Origin of the sequence: Paenibacillus guangzhouensis (assembly GCF_009363075.1) — a bacterium.
In the GTDB taxonomy this organism is placed as follows: Bacteria; Bacillota; Bacilli; order Paenibacillales; family Paenibacillaceae; genus Paenibacillus_K; species Paenibacillus_K guangzhouensis.
In genome coordinates, this window is record NZ_CP045293.1 from 2381976 (window position 1) to 2399784 (window position 17809).

15 protein-coding genes and 1 riboswitch are annotated in these 17809 nt (G+C 49.1%); of the genes, 1 reads left to right on the top strand and 14 read right to left on the bottom strand.

The annotated features are described in order from the left end of the window. Nucleotides 1–103: 103 nt before the first annotated feature. The 5 genes from GCU39_RS10570 to chrA all read right to left on the bottom strand — a co-directional run bounded on the left by GCU39_RS10570 (nt 104) and on the right by chrA (nt 6294). A complete protein-coding gene (locus GCU39_RS10570; protein WP_152393470.1) occupies nt 104–1150 on the bottom strand; it encodes a flavin-containing monooxygenase in 1047 nt (348 codons plus the stop codon). Between the two features lie 161 nt (nt 1151–1311). Continuing rightward, a complete protein-coding gene (locus tag GCU39_RS10575; protein WP_152393471.1) occupies nt 1312–3138 on the bottom strand; it encodes an APC family permease in 1827 nt (608 codons plus the stop codon). Nucleotides 3139–3320: 182 nt separating this feature from the next. Beyond that, nucleotides 3321–3478, bottom strand: a riboswitch (cyclic di-AMP (ydaO/yuaA leader). 187 nt (nt 3479–3665) lie between these two features. Then, nucleotides 3666–4565 carry an NAD(P)/FAD-dependent oxidoreductase gene (locus GCU39_RS10580; protein WP_152393472.1) on the bottom strand — a complete coding sequence of 300 codons (900 nt, stop codon included), beginning with the start codon at nt 4563–4565 and terminating at the stop codon, nt 3666–3668. 75 nt (nt 4566–4640) lie between these two features. Beyond that, nucleotides 4641–5042: an Rrf2 family transcriptional regulator gene (locus GCU39_RS10585; protein ID WP_152397186.1), complete on the bottom strand. Its 402-nt coding sequence runs from the start codon at nt 5040–5042 to the stop codon at nt 4641–4643. A 118-nt stretch (nt 5043–5160) separates the two neighbouring features. After that, nucleotides 5161–6294: a chromate efflux transporter gene (gene chrA, locus GCU39_RS10590; protein WP_152397187.1), complete on the bottom strand. Its 1134-nt coding sequence runs from the start codon at nt 6292–6294 to the stop codon at nt 5161–5163. Nucleotides 6295–6582: 288 nt separating this feature from the next. On the opposite strand from chrA, the gene GCU39_RS10595 reads away from it, so the two are divergent. Then, nucleotides 6583–8898: a cation-translocating P-type ATPase gene (locus tag GCU39_RS10595; RefSeq protein WP_227793536.1), complete on the top strand. Its 2316-nt coding sequence runs from the start codon at nt 6583–6585 to the stop codon at nt 8896–8898. Here GCU39_RS10595 and GCU39_RS10600 read toward each other — a convergent pair whose 3' ends face one another. The 9 genes from GCU39_RS10600 to GCU39_RS10640 all read right to left on the bottom strand — a co-directional run bounded on the left by GCU39_RS10600 (nt 8899) and on the right by GCU39_RS10640 (nt 17786). Continuing rightward, nucleotides 8899–9741, bottom strand: a complete 843-nt coding sequence (locus GCU39_RS10600; RefSeq protein ID WP_152393474.1) for an SDR family oxidoreductase — start codon at nt 9739–9741, stop codon at nt 8899–8901. It abuts the gene before it with no gap. Between the two features lie 90 nt (nt 9742–9831). Continuing rightward, nucleotides 9832–10242: a MarR family winged helix-turn-helix transcriptional regulator gene (locus GCU39_RS10605; RefSeq protein WP_152393475.1), complete on the bottom strand. Its 411-nt coding sequence runs from the start codon at nt 10240–10242 to the stop codon at nt 9832–9834. A 124-nt stretch (nt 10243–10366) separates the two neighbouring features. Then, nucleotides 10367–11428, bottom strand: coding sequence for a suppressor of fused domain protein (locus GCU39_RS10610; protein WP_152393476.1), 1062 nt, complete (start codon nt 11426–11428; stop codon nt 10367–10369). Nucleotides 11429–11547: 119 nt separating this feature from the next. After that, nucleotides 11548–12111 (bottom strand): GNAT family N-acetyltransferase, encoded by a 564-nt coding sequence (locus GCU39_RS10615; protein ID WP_193726865.1) that lies wholly within the window; start codon nt 12109–12111, stop codon nt 11548–11550. An 87-nt stretch (nt 12112–12198) separates the two neighbouring features. Then, nucleotides 12199–13455: a hypothetical protein gene (locus tag GCU39_RS10620; protein WP_152393477.1), complete on the bottom strand. Its 1257-nt coding sequence runs from the start codon at nt 13453–13455 to the stop codon at nt 12199–12201. Nucleotides 13456–13563: 108 nt separating this feature from the next. After that, the gene (locus GCU39_RS10625) at nt 13564–14292 is read right to left on the bottom strand and encodes an ECF transporter S component (RefSeq protein WP_152393478.1); all 729 of its coding nucleotides are present in this window, start codon (nt 14290–14292) and stop codon (nt 13564–13566) included. Then, on the bottom strand, nt 14259–15947 hold the full coding sequence (locus GCU39_RS10630) for an ABC transporter ATP-binding protein (protein ID WP_152393479.1): 1689 nt from the start codon (nt 15945–15947) through the stop codon (nt 14259–14261). The genes GCU39_RS10625 and GCU39_RS10630 overlap by 34 nt, the downstream gene beginning before the upstream one ends. Continuing rightward, the gene (locus tag GCU39_RS10635; protein WP_152393480.1) at nt 15920–16810 is read right to left on the bottom strand and encodes an energy-coupling factor transporter transmembrane component T; all 891 of its coding nucleotides are present in this window, start codon (nt 16808–16810) and stop codon (nt 15920–15922) included. The genes GCU39_RS10630 and GCU39_RS10635 overlap by 28 nt, the downstream gene beginning before the upstream one ends. A 1-nt stretch (nt 16811) precedes the next feature. Further along, on the bottom strand, nt 16812–17786 hold the full coding sequence (locus GCU39_RS10640; RefSeq protein ID WP_152393481.1) for a DUF4430 domain-containing protein: 975 nt from the start codon (nt 17784–17786) through the stop codon (nt 16812–16814). Nucleotides 17787–17809 lie beyond the last annotated feature (23 nt).

Sequence of the window (17809 nt, forward strand, 5' to 3'; positions counted from 1 at the left end):
ACCCGCTTCCTTCCTAAATACACTTTCTTGCTATAATGAATATAACATTTTCCGAATATTCCTGTAAAGGAATATAATTGAAATAAGACGATTCTTGTACCTCTTAGAGCGCATTCATGACTTTAACAATATACTTAGCATCTTCCCCCACGCCGCCGATAAGCGCTGAACCTCTCTCATGCTGCCACGGCAGTCCCACGTAAAATAACCCGGTTACTGGCGAGACGCCACGTCGATGTCTGGGCATTCCCTCATCATTCAACGCACCTGGAAGATGCATATAGCTATAGTCGGATCGGAACCCTGTCGCCCAGATGATATTACGTACAATGACTTGACTACCATCTATGAAGGTGACGGCATCCTGATGGAACCCCGTCGTTCTCGGCTGCAAGTGAATTCGACCTTCCCGTATGCCCCGCTTCAGTTCCATGCCGAAGATCGGATCGCCTTGTCTGCGAATGAAGGCTCCGATCTTGCTGTCACGCGCAGAATGCAAGAGCCCTAGTCGATCGAACCACCAGAAGATGCTCTGACCAAGAAATTGCAGCGGAAAAAACTTCAACGCATGATTCGCCGATAAATATACTTGCCTATCTTTGGACAATTCGACTGCAATTTGCGCTCCAGAGTTCCCAGCTCCGACGACTAGAACGGGTCCTTCCTGCAAGATCGATGGATTCGTGTAAGCCGCTGTGTGCGTCTGGAATATTGATTGCGGCACCTGACAAGCGATCTCGGGAAGGAACGGCTTCTGGAACGGTCCCGTCGCTATGATCACTTGTTTCGCGATGTATTCTACCGCAGCCGTGCGGATATGGAACGATTCCCCCATCTTTGATATTCCAAGAATCTCTGTATTGAGCTGTACTGGCAAGCTCATGGATTCCGCATACCGTTCCATATAATCTGCAATTTCATTCTTCGTCGCGAATCCATTCGGATCGCCCTCCAGCCTTCGTCCAGGCAAGGCGCTGAACCATCTCGGCGTGAACAGAACCAAGGAATCATACCGATGTCGCCAGACATTGCCGATTCGGCGCTCCTTACTGATGATAAGAAAGGATTTCGCAGTATGTTTCAAATAATATCCTGCCGCTAACCCCGCTTGACCCCCACCGATGACCAGAATATCAATTTCTTCCATCATCTTGTTATCTCCTTTGAATAGCGCTCTTTTACATGCGTATATGAGCATATTATCATATATAGAATACTACAGTGTCAATAGGTAGGTCCATTGCCATCTGAGTGCTACTAACTACACAAAAAAGCCGCCTTGATGTCAAGGCAGCTCTCAGAACGATTCAATTATTTCTTCAAATGATAAGGTACCGTCGTAATGATCACATTGCGTCGGAAGAGCAAATGGGCACGGATCAGCAAGCTCGACTGATTGTGAAGAAAATTATGCCAACCCTTCTTCGGAATGAACTGTGGGATAATGACGGTCACTTGATAATTCGATTCGCTCGCTTTCCGTTGAACGGTATCAATAAATTTCGTTAACGGATTAATGATACTGCGATAGGGTGAATGCAACGTGACAAGTCTGACATCCGGCTGCCATTTATTCCACTTCTCCTCGAAGATTTGTTCGCCTTCCCGCTCAAAAGGCACATGAACCGCGATCAGTTGATACGGTTTCAACGATTTCGCATAGTTCAGCGAGTTCTCAACGGCATGGGTGATGCCGGCTACTGGAACAATGATGACATTCCCCTCGATCGGTGGCGCAGGCTCACAATCCGTAATGCGCAGCTGCTCGCCAACTGCATCATAGTGCTTACGAATTTGATGGAAGAGCGCAATGATTAACGGCAAGAAGATGAGTACGGACCATATTTGCGAGAACTTCGTAATGAAGAATACTAAAGTAACGACTAAACTGATCGTTGCGCCGGTCGTATTAATGATGAACTTCGTTACCCAACCCTTCGGCTTCTCACGAAGCCATTTCAACAGCATCCCGGTCTGAGATAGTGTGAACGGAATGAACACCCCGACAGCATAGAGCGGAATTAGCTGCTCCGTCTTCCCTTCGAAGGCTACAATCAAGATGATGGACATGACGGCCAAGAAAATAATCCCATTCGAATATCCTAAGCGATCGCCGCGCATCGTGAACATTCTTGGAATGAACTTATCTTTCGCCAGATTCACAGCAAGCAGCGGGAATGCGGAATATCCGGTATTGGCGGCAAGAATCAAGATAAGCGCCGTCGTGCCTTGAATGAAGAAGTACATAAAGTTCCGTCCGAAGGTCATCTCAGCAATCTGGGAGACAACCGTAACCTCTTCTTTCGGAGCAATGCCGTAATAATAAGCCAAGAAAATAATGCCCGAGAATAATAACGCGAGCAGCGTTCCCATCGCAATTAATGTCTTTGCTGCGTTATTCGGCGCCGGATCCTTGAAGTTAGGTATCGCGTTCGAGATCGCCTCTACCCCTGTTAACGCAGAACTACCTGATGCGAATGCTCTTAAGAGCAGGAACAAGCTGATTCCAGCCACGGGTGTTCCGAGCGATGTATGCAGCTCAGGCGATATTTGACCGGTTAGAATTTTGTAAATCCCTACACCCGATAGGATGAATAAGGCAAGGACGAACAGATACACCGGATAAGCCAGGATCGACGCCGATTCTGTGACGCCTCGTAAGTTCAAGATCGTAATAAATACGACGAATAGGATCGCAATGCCTACGTTATGTTCGTGCAGACTTGGAAAAGCAGACGTAATCGCATCGGTCCCAGCCGATACACTCACGGCCACGGTCAGAATATAATCAACAAGAAGAGATCCGCCTGCGACCAAGCCCGGGTACATACCCAAATTTTCTTTGGATACGACGTAAGCTCCGCCACCATGCGGATAAGCGAATATTATTTGCCGATAGGATAAGATAAGTGCTGTCAATAGAATTAATACGCCAATACCAATGGGGATGGAGTACCAGAAAGCTGCAGTGCTGATGGTAACCAGAACGAGCAATATTTGCTCAGGTCCATAGGCAACGGAAGATAACGCATCAGAAGATAAGATAGCTAATGCTTTGGTCTTGTTGATTTTCTGCTCTCCTAACTCCGTTGACTTCAGTGGTCTACCAATTAATAATCGTTTGATAATGGATAACATCGTGAATCTTGCTCCCCTTTTGGTTAATACATAGATGTGATTATGAAGCTATAATCCCTTGTTTCGCACGCTTTTATCCATAACAGCAACCTACCCCCAAACCGCTAATTATGTTTTTTGGCAATAAAAAACCACAGAGGCTTGAACCTCCGTGGTCATATTGACATGATCACAGTATTCATATCCCCTCTCTTACGACGCTTACGAGGTTAGCTGTCGGATTCGGATGGCGAGAGTCACCCTACTGCATGCCTGCAGATTCACCCCATGTGATGGACTTTCATGTTCATCACGTTGGTTCCCCCGTTTTCCCTTCTGGAAAACTCAGCGAATATGAGAATATAGTTGAACGATATTTTGTGCTATGCGCATTTCCAAGATTGAATATTACGCCTTTCTGTTCTCCTTGTAAAATGCTAAAAAGTTGGTTGCAAAGAATAATTCAGACGATTCATCACCAAGTAAACGCTTACTTGATTCTTACTCTTTTATTATCTATTTCACACGCAAGTTCTCTTTGATTTTTATCAAAAGTCCTCTTCCGTCAAGTCATAGTTAACCGTCATCGCAACTTTACTCCCCGCTGCCGCAGCAATTACAACCTGAGAAGGTCTCACATAAGCCGCATCTCCAGCCGCATACAACCCTGCTACGGAACTTCTCCCTGCTGCATCCGTTCGAATTCCACCTTGCTCCGTCACCTCATAACCGAGTTGTTCGCGGAATGTTGCTTTATTCACGAACGTGGGACTAACGAATCCGCCACGGCGCTCAATCCAACTCCCATCCGTGAAAGAAACACGTTCTAGCTGTCCGTGCTGTCCTTCAAAGGCTGCAATAGGTGTCTGAATCACCCGGATCCCTCTAGACATCAGGAGGTCTTGCTGCTCATCGGATAATATCGTGCGGCCATTCGTGCTTACGATTAGATCTTCGCTCCAGTTATATAGCAATTTAGCGGTATGGAAGATGCCAGCATCCTCAGATATGGCGATCAGAGGCTGATCACGCATCTCCCATGCGTCGCAATATGGGCAGTTAAATATGCTTTTCCCATAAAAATCGTGAAATCCTTCGATAGCGGGGAAGATCTCCTTCAGTCCCGTTGCGATGATCACCTTGCGCGCCTGCAACTGGTTGCCGGAAGACATAACAATGTCGAATCCCTGCCCTGCTGCATGAACATCGGTTACATCAAGCTGCCAATGGTGCACAGACGGATAGCGCAGTACTTCTTCATAGGCCACTCGTCTGAACTCAGCTGGCGCGACATTGTCCCTTGTAATAAATCCATGCGAAGCATGGGTAACGCTATTCCTCGGCTGGTTGTTATCCAGCAGCGCGACACGTCTCCTTGCTCTCCCTAACACTAGCGCCGCATTAAGACCTGCAGGTCCTCCGCCTATAATGGCACAATCATACATCATTAGACTCATCCTTTCTTATATCATCGTTATTAAAGATATATTATGTCTATAATAATCCCAAAAAATAACGATGTCTTACTCAGACAACGTTATTGCTCGGGCAATCTCGAAGAGTTTCCTACGGCGAAGCTCCTGCTCCATCGCTCCTTCAGCAGATACCATCACTTTCTGGATTTCGCATTCTGTATCGTCATGAAGCCCGCAGTGGAACAAGGATGCCGTTCCTTCGATCGCATGAATGACATCAAGGAATGAGATCTCTTCCTTCTTCGCTTTAAGCCGATACCCTCCATTCGCACCGGAAGCCGATTCAATCAACCCTGCCTTAACCAGCTTGGTCAAAATCTTCGACAGGTACGTCGATGAGACGCCCTGCCTATCCGCGAGCTGCGATACACCAACTGGTTTGCCTGGAGCGACAGATATCAACAGCAGCATCGTATGCAGCGCATAGTTCGTTGCCTTGGAGAACTTCATCTTCACACCTCGAATCATAGACTATATCTATCTACAATAACCCTAAAATGAAGATTCGTCAAGATTTGCCGAACTTTACGAGTTTTGATTTTGAACGGTGTTGTCCTGTGATGATGTCTTAACTCAGCATTCCGATGATCGTCCCCCCAACCGCTCCTGCCACGACCACGACCCATGGCGGCAGCTTCCAGAAGACGAGCAACAAGAACAACAGTGATGTGAAGGCAAAATCAACAGGCGTAAGAATGGCCGTCGTCCAGAGCGGATGATATAACGCTGCGAGCAAAATACCGACAACCGCCGCATTGATGCCAATAAAAGCACCCTGCATCTTACGATTTTTACGAATCGTATTCCAGAATGGCAAGGTTCCTGCAATCAATAAAAACGCGGGCAGGAAGATCGCAACCGTTGCCAGCAGTGCTCCGCTTACCCCGCTTTTCATCGCACCTAAATAGCTGGCAAAGGTGAACAATGGACCGGGAACGGCCTGTGCCGCGCCATACCCTGCCAGGAAGTCAGCCTTCGTAATCCAGCCTGTCGGTACGACTTCACGTTCAAGCATTGGAAGGACAACATGTCCTCCTCCAAAAACAAGGGAGCCTGATCGATAGAAGCTATCAAATAGAGATAATCCATCAGCATTCACAATCGGCCTTAGGATAGGCAGAATTATGAGCAATCCGAAGAAGAGCATCAAGCAAATGATCGCTACGCTACGACGAATCGGGATGATGACATCTGTAATCATCGATTGCTCTGTTCTCTGGTAGAGCAGTATCCCCATGATACCTGCAGCAAGGATAATAACGATTTGACTCAGTGCAGTCTGCCATAGAAGTGCTGTCGCCATGGCGATGATCGCGATCGTTGCACGACTGCGGTCTGGCGTTAGCTTCTGCCCCATGCTCCATACGGCCTGTGCCACGATCGCTACAGCGACAAGCTTAAGACCGTGAATCCATCCGGCGTTGCCTACATCCAATCCCTGGATTAAGAAGGCGAAGAGCATCAACATGATAACGGATGGCAAGGTAAATCCAATCCAGGCTACGACTCCTCCGAGCAGGCCGCCTCGCACAAGGCCGATGCCCATGCCGACTTGGCTGCTGGCAGGCCCGGGCAACAACTGACACAATGCAACCAAGTCCGCATAGCTCCGTTCGTCCATCCATTGACGACGACGAACATATTCATCATGGAAGTAACCCAGATGCGCGATTGGCCCTCCAAATGAAGTCAAACCAAGCATCAATGACACCCCGAACACTTCAACCAACCTCTGTAATTTTGATGCTTGATCGTCGTTCCGCGGCGTTTGTTCTACTTCTTTCACGTGTTAATGACCCTCCTTAGCTGTGTAGAGCTTATATAGATATCATTATAGAAGGGAAATATTCGGGGATTGTTAACGTTTCACCTTTCAATTTTGTAAGGCGCATGTAAGTGAATCCAATAGTACCTTGATTCGGGTTGCCTTAAAATGTGGTGTAGTGGAATAGCTGGATTTACGCTGCTGCAAGAGGAGGACCAAGACATCATGAGAACTGGACTAACCGAAGAGCAAGTACGTTTACGAATCAAGCAAGGGCAAGTCAATAAGCAACCACAAGAACCATCCCGAACAATCTGGGAGATCATACGAACCCATTTATTTACAACGTTTAACTTCCTAAATGCGGTGCTAGCCATCGCCGTCTTGATTGCAGGATCCCCGAAAAATGCACTATTCGTTGGTGTGATCCTATTCAATACGTTTATAGGACTGTTCCAGGAATTACGAGCCAAGGCAACGTTAGAGAAACTGTCTGTTCTTCACGTTACACAGGTTCAAGTGTGTCGTAGCGCTCAGGACCGAGCCATCCCAGCAGAAGAACTGGTCATGGATGATATGATGATTCTGAAGCCTGGGGATCGCATCGCTGCAGATGCCATTGTGCTGTCTGATGGTTCACTTGAAGTAGACGAATCCCTGCTTACAGGTGAAGCGGACCCGATTGGCAAGCGTGAAGGATCGCAGATTCTAGCTGGGAGCTTCGTCGTGGCGGGCACGGGTTATGCGAAGGTCAGTAAGGTCGGTGCTGGCACCTATGCAGCGAAGCTCGCCAATGAGGCCAAACGCTTCAAACGGATTAATTCTGAACTGCAAGGCGCAGTAAATAAGCTGTTCAAGTTCATTATGTGGCTCGTCGTCCCCATCGGAGCCATGCTCATTCTGACACAATTGTTCTTTACCCATGCCACTTGGCAGGAAGCTGTCATTGCTGCTGTCTCCGGCATCGTAAGCATGGTTCCGGAAGGATTGGTATTATTAACTAGCGCAACCTTTGTTATGGCGATTGCCAAGCTTGCGAAGCATCATACGCTTGTACAGGAACTGCCTGCGACAGAGGTCCTCGCCCGGGTTGATGTCCTATGTCTTGATAAGACGGGCACCATTACGGAAGGAAATCTGGAGCTTGTGGATGTTGTCCTGCTGGATCATGATCCTGCGGAACGGGTGGATGCTGTATTATCTGGCATTGTGCATGCCTTGCCGAGTATGAATCCAACTCAAGATGCGATTCGGGAAAGGTATAATCAAGCATCTAGCCTTGATGTCATCGATAAAGTCCCCTTCTCCTCAGATAGAAAATGGAGCGGCGCCGCATTCGAATCTGAAGGTGCTTGGGTGCTTGGCGCTCCCGAGATGATCCTAAAAGATGATTATGCTCGAATCCAAAAGGATGTCGAGCGTGAAGCATCGCAAGGCAGACGCGTGCTCGTGCTTGCTCAAGTGGATCATGAAACATTTCAGAACGAGAGGATTCAAGGCGCTCGCGTTGCTGCCCTGCTGCTCATTGCGGATCGCATTCGGGAAGAGGCGCCAGAAGCCTTAGGTTATTTTGCGAAAGAAGGCGTAACGATCAAGGTGATATCAGGAGACAATCCGGTTACCGTTTCTGCAGTTGCGTCTCGAGCTGGTGTGTTTGGCGCGGAGAGGTACATCGATGCTAGAACATTGCCGGAAGATCCGGATCAATTGGCCAGCATCGCTGAAGCATATACGATATTCGGACGTGTGACGCCGCATCAAAAGAAATTACTCGTCCAAGCATTGCAGTCGCGAGGGCATACCGTAGCCATGACGGGGGATGGTGTCAATGATGTCCTCGCGCTCAAAGAGGCCGATTGCGGAATCGCAATGGCGAGCGGCTCGGATGCAGCCAAGGCGGTATCCCAACTCGTGCTGCTAACATCTGATTTTAGTGTACTGCCTAAGGTGGTCATGGAAGGACGGAAAATCATCAATAACTTGGAGAAAGTATCTGTTCTCTTCTTATCGAAGACGGTATACTCCATCTTATTATCCATCATCTTTACTTGTATTTTGATGCCTTACCCGATGATGCCAATCCATGTCACACTCATTGGTGGATTAATGATTGGAATTCCAGCGTTCTTCTTAGCGATGAGTTCGAACCATGCCCGTGTGCAGCCGGGATTCCTTCGAAGAGTCTTGCGATCGGCCATTCCCAATGCAGTCATCCTGACAAGCGTGACCCTTGCGATGTTCTTATATGCGCACAACAGCGGAGTGAGCACTGCGGAGGCCCGGACCCTTGCCGTTCTTGTCCTCGGGGGCGCCAGTGTCGTCGTGCTCACGCGAATCGCCAGACCGCTGAACGGCTACAAGATCCAATTGGTGATCGCTATGCTGATGTTGTTCACGGCAGCATTTGTAACCCCTTTGGGTAAAGAAATCTTCATGTTAACGACCGATACCTTATCCCATCTCATCCCTGCGTTCTCGTTGGTCTTCCTCACATGGCCGATGCTGTCACTGAGCAACCGCCTGGTGAGGCGAATCATATAGTTATTCGATACCAAGCTGAATACGGCGTGTCTGAGCAATCCCTTGCAGTCCTGTAGGGTCCTCTTGAACTTTATGATGAACGAACCGCTCTGCTGCTTCCGATGTCCGGAGCCGGAGCGGTTTTATTTCCATTCGAGTGAGCTCCAGCATCAGGTCAGCGATCGATTCAGGCGTTTGAGGCACAGCATTGCGTTTGGTGAAGCTATCGATATACGTCTGAACAATCGGCTTATATTCGTCATCCAGTACACCGCCTGTCTGAGCGACTTGATCCATTGCTGTCTGGACAAATTGCGTTGCAATGGCACCAGGCTCAATCAGAGTCACATCGATATTGAACAGAGGCTTGTAGTACGTGGCGAGACTTTCCAACAAACCTTCAACGGCAAATTTACTTGCGCAATAGATCTCGTTCAACGGTTGACCGACCAACCCGCCGACGCTGGAAGTCGCCACGATGTGTCCTGACTCCGCCTGGGTTAATAGAGGTAGTGCAGCACGAATCGTATGCATAACGCCATACACATTGGTGTCGAAGACGCTCTGTATTTGCTCGAATGAAGCTTGACCTAACGTTCGAATAAATCCAAATCCCGCATTACAGAATAATAGATCAATTCTTCCCTGCTCATCTGAAATTACGCGCATCGCGCGTTCAATCGAAGCAGGATCCACCACATCGATTTCCAGGAAATGCAGATTCTCCTCCGCTGCATATAAAGCCTGATCACGCTCCAAGTTCCGAGTTCCGGCATAGACGCTCCATCCGTTTTTGGCAAACGTTAACGCAGTCGCTAACCCGACACCAGATGAAGCACCTGTGATACATATGATTTTATTCATGATTAGCATCTCCTTTGTTCAAAAAATATATTGTTTAGTATCTAAACAGTATAAAATCTAAACATAGTTGTCAAGCGAAATTTTCTTCATTTAGAAAGGCAATTTATCAAGCAATTGACGCAGCAGCTTGATCTCTTCAGGCGTATAGTCCGCGAACAACCGCACAATTTTTTGATCATAATCAGCCAGAATCGAGTCGCTTAGACGCTGCCCTTTATCCGTCACTTGGATGAGCAGACTCCTGCGGCTTATCGGGTGCGGTTTGCGTTGAACCAGATGATCCTGTTCCAATTTATCGAGTAATTGTGTCACTGCACCGCGGGTTAATCCAAACTCATTTGCAATATCCACGGCAATGGAATCGGGATTTCTTCGTAAAAATTGCAACGTATATATCATAATGGGCGTAACCTCGTATTGAGGCAGCACTTGTGTAAAATAAGTAGATAATACACTCTTAATTTCTCTAAATTTCGTCGTTACGTGTTGTAGATCTTCCATGTCGATCCCCCTTCTTTTGTTAAGTTTCTATACAGTATAGCAAATGTAATAATCGTTTTGAATAAAGAAAAGAGGCAGCTCTCCACATGTGTTCGTGGCAAGCTACCTCTTCCTATTCTGTCAATCAACCAATGATCTCGACGACATTTCCCTCTTGATCTTTTATCTCGGTTTTATCAATTCGAATGGATGTCCCTGCAATAAATGGAAACGCGAATATCCCTGCCTCCGGCTGAAGCAGCTTGCGTAGTTCAGTGACACAATTCTCATTCAACGTGAAATGAACTTCCCCATCTTCCAAGTTACAAGCTGCGTGTTCCCCTGGTTGAAAAACAATCCGGATTTCTGGACCGATTAGCATGAGATCTTTGCCCTTCGGAATTCGTCCCTGCAGCAATGTTCCGATAATCCCCGCCTGCTTGGCTCCTAGGGTAAGGATATCAGGCGACTTTTTCAGCCATCCCTTCTTCCCAGCTTCCCAATTCAATTGTTCCACGAATAAATAGCCTGTATTGGAACCTTCTGCTTCCAACCCAAGTTGTACAGTGGAGGCAATTGATTCCACTTGGAGTAACGATTCACGCGATAAATCTGTTATGTATAGCGGCATATAGGGCTTACAAGCATTTAGTACGCCGAGCGTATTCCAGGTCTGCATCGCTTCCAGCTCATCCACGGTAATACCTACCATTTGGAGGAATTCAACGCGTCCATTCGGTGTATCGATAGCCGACAGTTCGGGATCCTCAATGAAGGACAACGCCATAAGCAACGTATCCGAATGAAGGCAGATCGGACCATTCGCATCCAAATAATCCCCCGCTCGGAAAACATTCCCGCTGCGGAACACATATCTTCCCATATTCTGCAAAAGATTCAGCGCCCATGCAGGCGGTTCTTCTTCATCCGCCGACCTCGTTAACCGAAACGTCAACTCAAAGCCATACCCACTCGTATCTGCATCCTGTTGTTCCTTATCATAGAGTTCGGAGAATCCATACGTCACGAAATGCCAATGCGGCTCAGGCGAATCAGAGGCATACACACTGATGCCGTCTAAAGGGTCGTCTCCCCCTAAAGCGTAGGGAATAACGGTTCCATAGTGCTTGGGTTCTTGTTCGCCATAGCGCTTCTGTAATATTTCATCTATTGCGTCCCAACCCGTTGTGTTCACTTCTTCTGTCATTCTTCATTCCTCCCAAATGATCCGTACCTCTTCATGTTAATCTCACGTGTGTCTTATCGCAATGCGTCGTTGTTCGTGATTCTCTTCGAAGGGAGCATTTTTGCGTAAAAAAAGAGCCACTACTGAGTGGCTCGCAGCTTGTAATAATGGTACGCTTGTTCTTCTAGCATGAGATCTTGCTGGAGCTGAAACCCGCATTTCTGGAGCACGCGGTTCGATGCCGGATTGCGAACCTGAGCGATCGCGATAAGCTCCTGCACCCGAGTATGCTCGAACAAAAAGCGGATCAACGCCTGCGCGGCTTGCGTCGTATACCCTCGATTCCGTGCATGCTCGGAAATCCCATAATAGATCTCGCGGTTCGCCGGCGAGACGCGATCTAGGATGCCCGATCCGCACACGCCAATGAACTCGCCGGTTGTCCGGTGCAGAATCGATAGACGCAGCCTGAGCTCGCCAATGTCGCTGCCTTCTGCTACCGCTCGAAGAAATCGCTGATTCTCCGGAATTTCATATTCCTTCATCCACGCTACGCGCTGCTCGAGCGATACATTCCAGTCGATCAAGAACTGATGGAAATGAGGCTGCCAGGTAAGTTGATACAACGCATCGACGTCCTCCAATCGATATTCACGCAGATAAATGTCTTCACATTCGATCCTAATCCTGTTCTCGCTAATCAAATGTCCTTTCCCCTCTCCATGCTTCTAATCGTGATTGTATCAACTGTGATGGAGATCGGACTATGTCAAAAATAATTATAACGAACATTACGACTTAGACTTGGGCAGCACCTCTACGGCAATCTCCGCCCATTTTACCGATCCATAAGGCAAAGTCATGCCACCCACGAACACATCCGGACTATAGATGTTGATCAGATAAGATCCCGGTTCATCAATCTTCACGGAACCGCTAAAAGCTTTATTTGAATCAAGCTTCAAGACGGTCTGATTCCCAATCACTTTAAAGTCGCCATCTTGAAACTTCGACACACGAAATGAGACAACGTTGCTTTGCGTATCCTCTTCCGTCGTCACCGTACCTGCGATTGGAATCACTTCTCCAGCCGGAACCTGAAGATAGCCTTGCGTAGGCTCTTCGAATGTAATGCTCTTCGCATATTCGTCATGATTATATCGAATAGGAATGGACGCCGGGTTCGCGACTTTGCGGTAGACCATCACATCCCCAGCCCCCATGTAGTTGGAATACAACTGCAGCGGATTCGGTCCTGGACGCAGATCCACCGTATATTCGATTCGGTTAAATTCCCGGTTACCCACTTTGATCGCTCTGTCGATCGTTCGCTCCGAACCTTTTAAGGAGCCGATGCCACCTCCAATAACGCTGGTCATGCCGCCGACGCCCATGTTCTGCATGAGATAGACCCGATCATACCCTTTCTGCACGAGCGCCCGGAATGTGATCCGTTCCTTGTCCGTCGTATACGTCGGATGCAGCACAGTGACCGATTTATCGGTCCATGTCCACTTCAGTATTCCTTTTTCCGAGCTATAGTTAATCCCCATCCGCGGCAATAGCGACACCGGGAGGTATAACGTGTTATTTTTCATAAAAGGGGCTGGTATCGTCGTATCTTCCAGAGGCGTAAGTTTGCCGTTCGATTCGGTATACAATTGGGTGCTATTCGGCTTGAAATGAAAAAATGAAAAATAGGTCGCATTTCCCGGATTAAATTCCGCCCAATAACTGTTCGTTTTCGTCTTTTTCATGATTTTGGCCAGCTTGGCGGTTTCTAGCCATTTCGCTGGAAAATAGAGACGACCATTCTGACGGAGTAAAGAATTGACTTTCGTCGATACCCCATCGATCGTTACGGTCGATTTATTCAACGCTGCCGTTAATGTATGAGGAACCAACTGGAACACGGCCGTATCTTCAGACGTAATCGGGAGGTCCGACTGTACCGAAGCGGCATAACCGACAGTGCCGGGACCGGGGATCGTAACCGAAGAAGCTAGTATGCTTAGACCGATAAAGACAGGGAGTACAATGCGTCGCATGTTATGAACACCACTTTCATGTATTTTCCATATAGACGCAAATCGACAAGAAAGGTTGCGCCGTACAACAAAAAACAGACTGCCTGGTGGCAGCCTGTCTCGTTAATCCTACGGATCGATTAACCCATATTTCACTTTGATACGTTCCAGCTTCTCAAACATCGGTCGCGCTAGAATAAACAAGAAAAACACCGTTGCCACTGCATGCACCATATCGAACCAAAAGCCTGATGCGTACACTGCAAGCAGTCCTTCCCATGTAAAATGAGGCGTAAACATGAGCAGCGATCCAAGGTTGATGATGCCGCCATAGACGAGCAGCGTGGATATGCCGCCGAAAAGGCATAACGAGAGCCTTGTCTTACGCAGCCAGCCTCGCTGGAACAAAATGCCGGCAATGAATCCGATGATGCCAAAGCAGAACATCTGCCAAGGCGTCCAAGGTCCTTGGCCGAAAAAAAAGTTCGACGCGAAGCCTGCCATCGCGCCGACGAGGAATCCCGACTCGGCTCCGAAACAGATGCCGGCGATGATCACGATGGCCACCACTGGCTTGAACTGCGGCAGCATGAAGAAGGCACCCCGCCCCGCGACGGCGATAGCTGTAAGTACGGCAATGACAATCAGCTCCCGCGCTTGCGGCTTCCTCCGCTCGAAGACGATCGCAAATGGCACCATCGTGTAGAGCAGGATGAGTAGACTGATGAAAAAATATTTACGATCATCCAGGACGAAGATGCCAATCCCGATCGTGATCGGGATAACGATAAGAATGAGCAAGGAAGCGAGCAGCGTTCTACGGCTTAGGCGAGATTTGGTGTCGGATTGGCCTGACATCGTGCGATCACCCCTTCCATTGTCACCGCTTCGGGCCATAGATGTCTTGCCATGCGATTGGCTGCCGTCGTATAGAACCGGTTCCCTGCGAAGAACTGCTGCGCAGGATGCGACGCGATGATGCTGCCATCAAAGAACATGGCGCAACGCTCGCCGTACATTGCGCAGAACTCGACATCATGCGAGACCATCACGATGGTTACACCTTGACGCTGCAGCTTCCTTAGGAACAGACCGAGCTTCTGTTTGAAGAAGCTATCTAGTCCTTTGGTCGGTTCATCGAGCAGGAGGATCTTCGGATCTAACAGCAGAACTTTGGCTAATGCGGCACGCTGCTGCTCCCCGCCGCTAAGATCGTAGGGATGCATCGCCAGTAAATGTCCGAGTTCCGTAAATTCAACGACGGCGTCGACTTTTTGCTTCTTCTCTTCCTTGCTGATCGGCACATCCGTAAGCATCTCATATAAATCGAGCTCCACGGTCTTTTTCACGAACAGCGACGACGGGTTCTGCGGAAGAACCCCTAATCGGTGCTTCACGATCGGATGACGCTCCCGCTTCGCATGCTTCTCACCTTGCATCGTGATCTTGCCACGATACGGTTGCAGGACGCCGCTGATGAGCGACAAAGTCGTCGTCTTCCCGGTGCCGTTCCCGCCGACCATGCAGTAGAATTCCCCATCCCGCACGTCGAACGAGAGGTCTTTAATCACATCCGGTCCGCTCCGGTCGTGCTTGAACCAGACGTCTTGGAAATGAATCACTACAGGTGCTGAAGTTCGTGATTCCTTCGTGCTAGTCGCTGCGATGCGTTCAACCTTTCGATCGTGCGTATAGGCATTGAGCCACTTCCGACCTTCTTTCACGGTCAACGGACGCTCGCCCCCTCGCGCTACACCCGCATGAATCTGCATCGGCGTCGGCATCGATGCGAACATCGGATGCTGCATCGCATGCAGCTTCTCTCCCGCTAGGGCTGGCGTGTCGTCAACGATCACGCGGCCTTGATCCAGCACGATAAGTCGGTCCGATAGTGGCAAGACTTCTTCCAGGCGATGCTCCGATAGAATAATCGTCGTGCCCAACTCCCGATTAATCTTGCTGATCGTCTCCAGGAAATCGACGGCCGCGATCGGATCGAGCTGCGATGTCGGTTCATCCAAGATTAAGACGGACGGATTCATCGCCATGATAGAGGCCAGATTCAATAGCTGCTTCTGCCCACCAGATAGTTCCGTGACGTTCTTGTGGAACCAGGCCTGGATGCCGAAGAAGCTTGCCATCTCGGCGACGCGGAGGCGGATCGTCTGCTGATCGACCCCTAAGCTCTCAAGGCCGAATGCGAGCTCATGCCAGACTTTATCCGTCACAATTTGATTATCCGGTTGCTGCAGCACGAATCCGATCTCGGCGGCCTGCGTCCGTTGTTCCACGTCCTTCAGCGGTCTTCCCTGGAACAGGACCGTACCTTGCGTCTGTCCATGCGGCGTCAAGATCGACTTCAGCTGCCGGAGCAAGGTGCTCTTCCCGCAGCCAGACTTGCCGCATACCGTGATGAACTCTCCGCTCTTTATCGTTAGGTCGATTTCCGACAGTGCATGGCCTGAAGCGAGCGGAAACGTAAAGCTTACATTTTCGATTCGATAGATTTCCATTTCATATCCTCCACAAGTCGTATCGCCACCGGCAGCAAGCAGAAGCAGCCATAAGCGGCAAAGCCGAAGATGCTCCCCGTCGTCATCGATGACATTCGAATCGACGGAAAGAAGCGAATCGCGTTCTGACCGAAGCAAGCCGATCCGACGATCCCTCCGATGAGCCCCAGCATGATGATCAGCACGACCCGATCCCTGCGATCGAATCGGTACATGGAGAAGCTGGTGCGTCCCGGCAGCCCATAACCTCTCGATTTCATCGAATCGGCTGTCTCAATCGCATTCTCGAGCGCCCATGTGATCATGATCGATAGGATGCGTATGCCGTGGCGTGCTCTTGCGAGGATGCTGCCTTGCGTGATATCCCTGCCGATTGACCGCTGCGCGTAGGTAATCACTTTGACCTGTGCCGCATAGCGCGGAACGAATCGAAGCACCATCGAGAAGATCAACGACAGCGCAGGGATGATTCTTCCGAAGAGATAGATGAACTTATCGGAGGTCATCACGGCGTTGTAACATGAGAACCACAGGATGACCGTCACATACATTACAGCTGCGGCAATTCCATACATGATGGATTCGAGCGTCATCGGATTGCCGTTCCGCAGATAGAACAGAATTGTTACTCCTGCATGGTTGAAGAGCGGATTCATGACCGCCATGACGATCAGCAGCGGCAGCATATAGAGCAGCTGAAATCGAACCGCTCTTCTCCCTTTCAACAGAATGGAATAGATCATGGCGCTGAGTAGAGCGATGAGCTGAAAGACAGGATGCATGAACAACATACTGCATGCCAATACCGCGACGAAATAGATTAGATTGATGATGGGATGGTACGTAGAGAAGGAATCTCGCATTTTAACCCTTCCCTCCTCCGGCAGCCGTATCGCCGCCTACATCTCGCCCGAGATCACAGGTATACACCCATTCGATCACATCGCCTTCTTGCAGCATGTAACGGCTTGCGCCGTAATTCGGAAACCAGCCGTTCACCTTATACATCCAGCCGCTGAGCTCACCGCAGTCGAACTCATAAATATTGTGAATGCCCTCAATATAATTGCTGTTATAAATCGGTGTCATCGAAAATTCCATATGAATTTTGTTCTTTCGCATTTCCCGGAGCAGCACATCGAAGACGGATTCGCCTTCATAGAACGTGACCTTTTGTGCGGGATAGATCACACCGTCCTCCGGCAGCATCTCGAGCTTATCGGGATTGAAATCGTCCAAATGATCCAGAATTGTCTTGCTGGAGACCGATAACGTTGCGGTATGCTTCTTCTTTTTATCGACCGTCACGTCTTGCCATTCCACCGGCTTCGGCTTCCCGGTCGGGACAGGATCGGTCAAGTATTTATCCTTCTTGGCCTCCGGCTTTTTGGCTGCTGCAGGCACCTGATCCGACTTGCCTTTTTTGCCGTCCGCAGCCTCTTTCACATCTTTAGCTTTCGATGCAGCAGCCGGTGAATTGGATGCCTTCGCCTTCTCCGCAGCGTTTGTTTTTTCTGCGTCTGTCGTGTTGGCTGGCTCTTGTAGCTTCGCCTCTTGCGTATTCTCGTGCTTCGGCTCGGTGATCGCCTTCTTCTCTTCCTCAGGATGCTTCTCTGAGGAAAGCTGTTCCTGGTGTGCAGACTGCGGATCAGCTTGCGGCACAGCATGCTCGGACTCCTCAGGCTGCTGTTTCGTGCCGGACTCGATTAGATCCGACGGCTTCACAACGCTGCTGACCGCCGTTCGATCGGATGACTTCGGCACGTTGCCGCCCCAGAAGTAGCTCAACACGAGTAGACCTACAATTCCGCAGGCAACAAGCCATTTCTTAATCGACATGAATGACCACCTCAAATGATAAA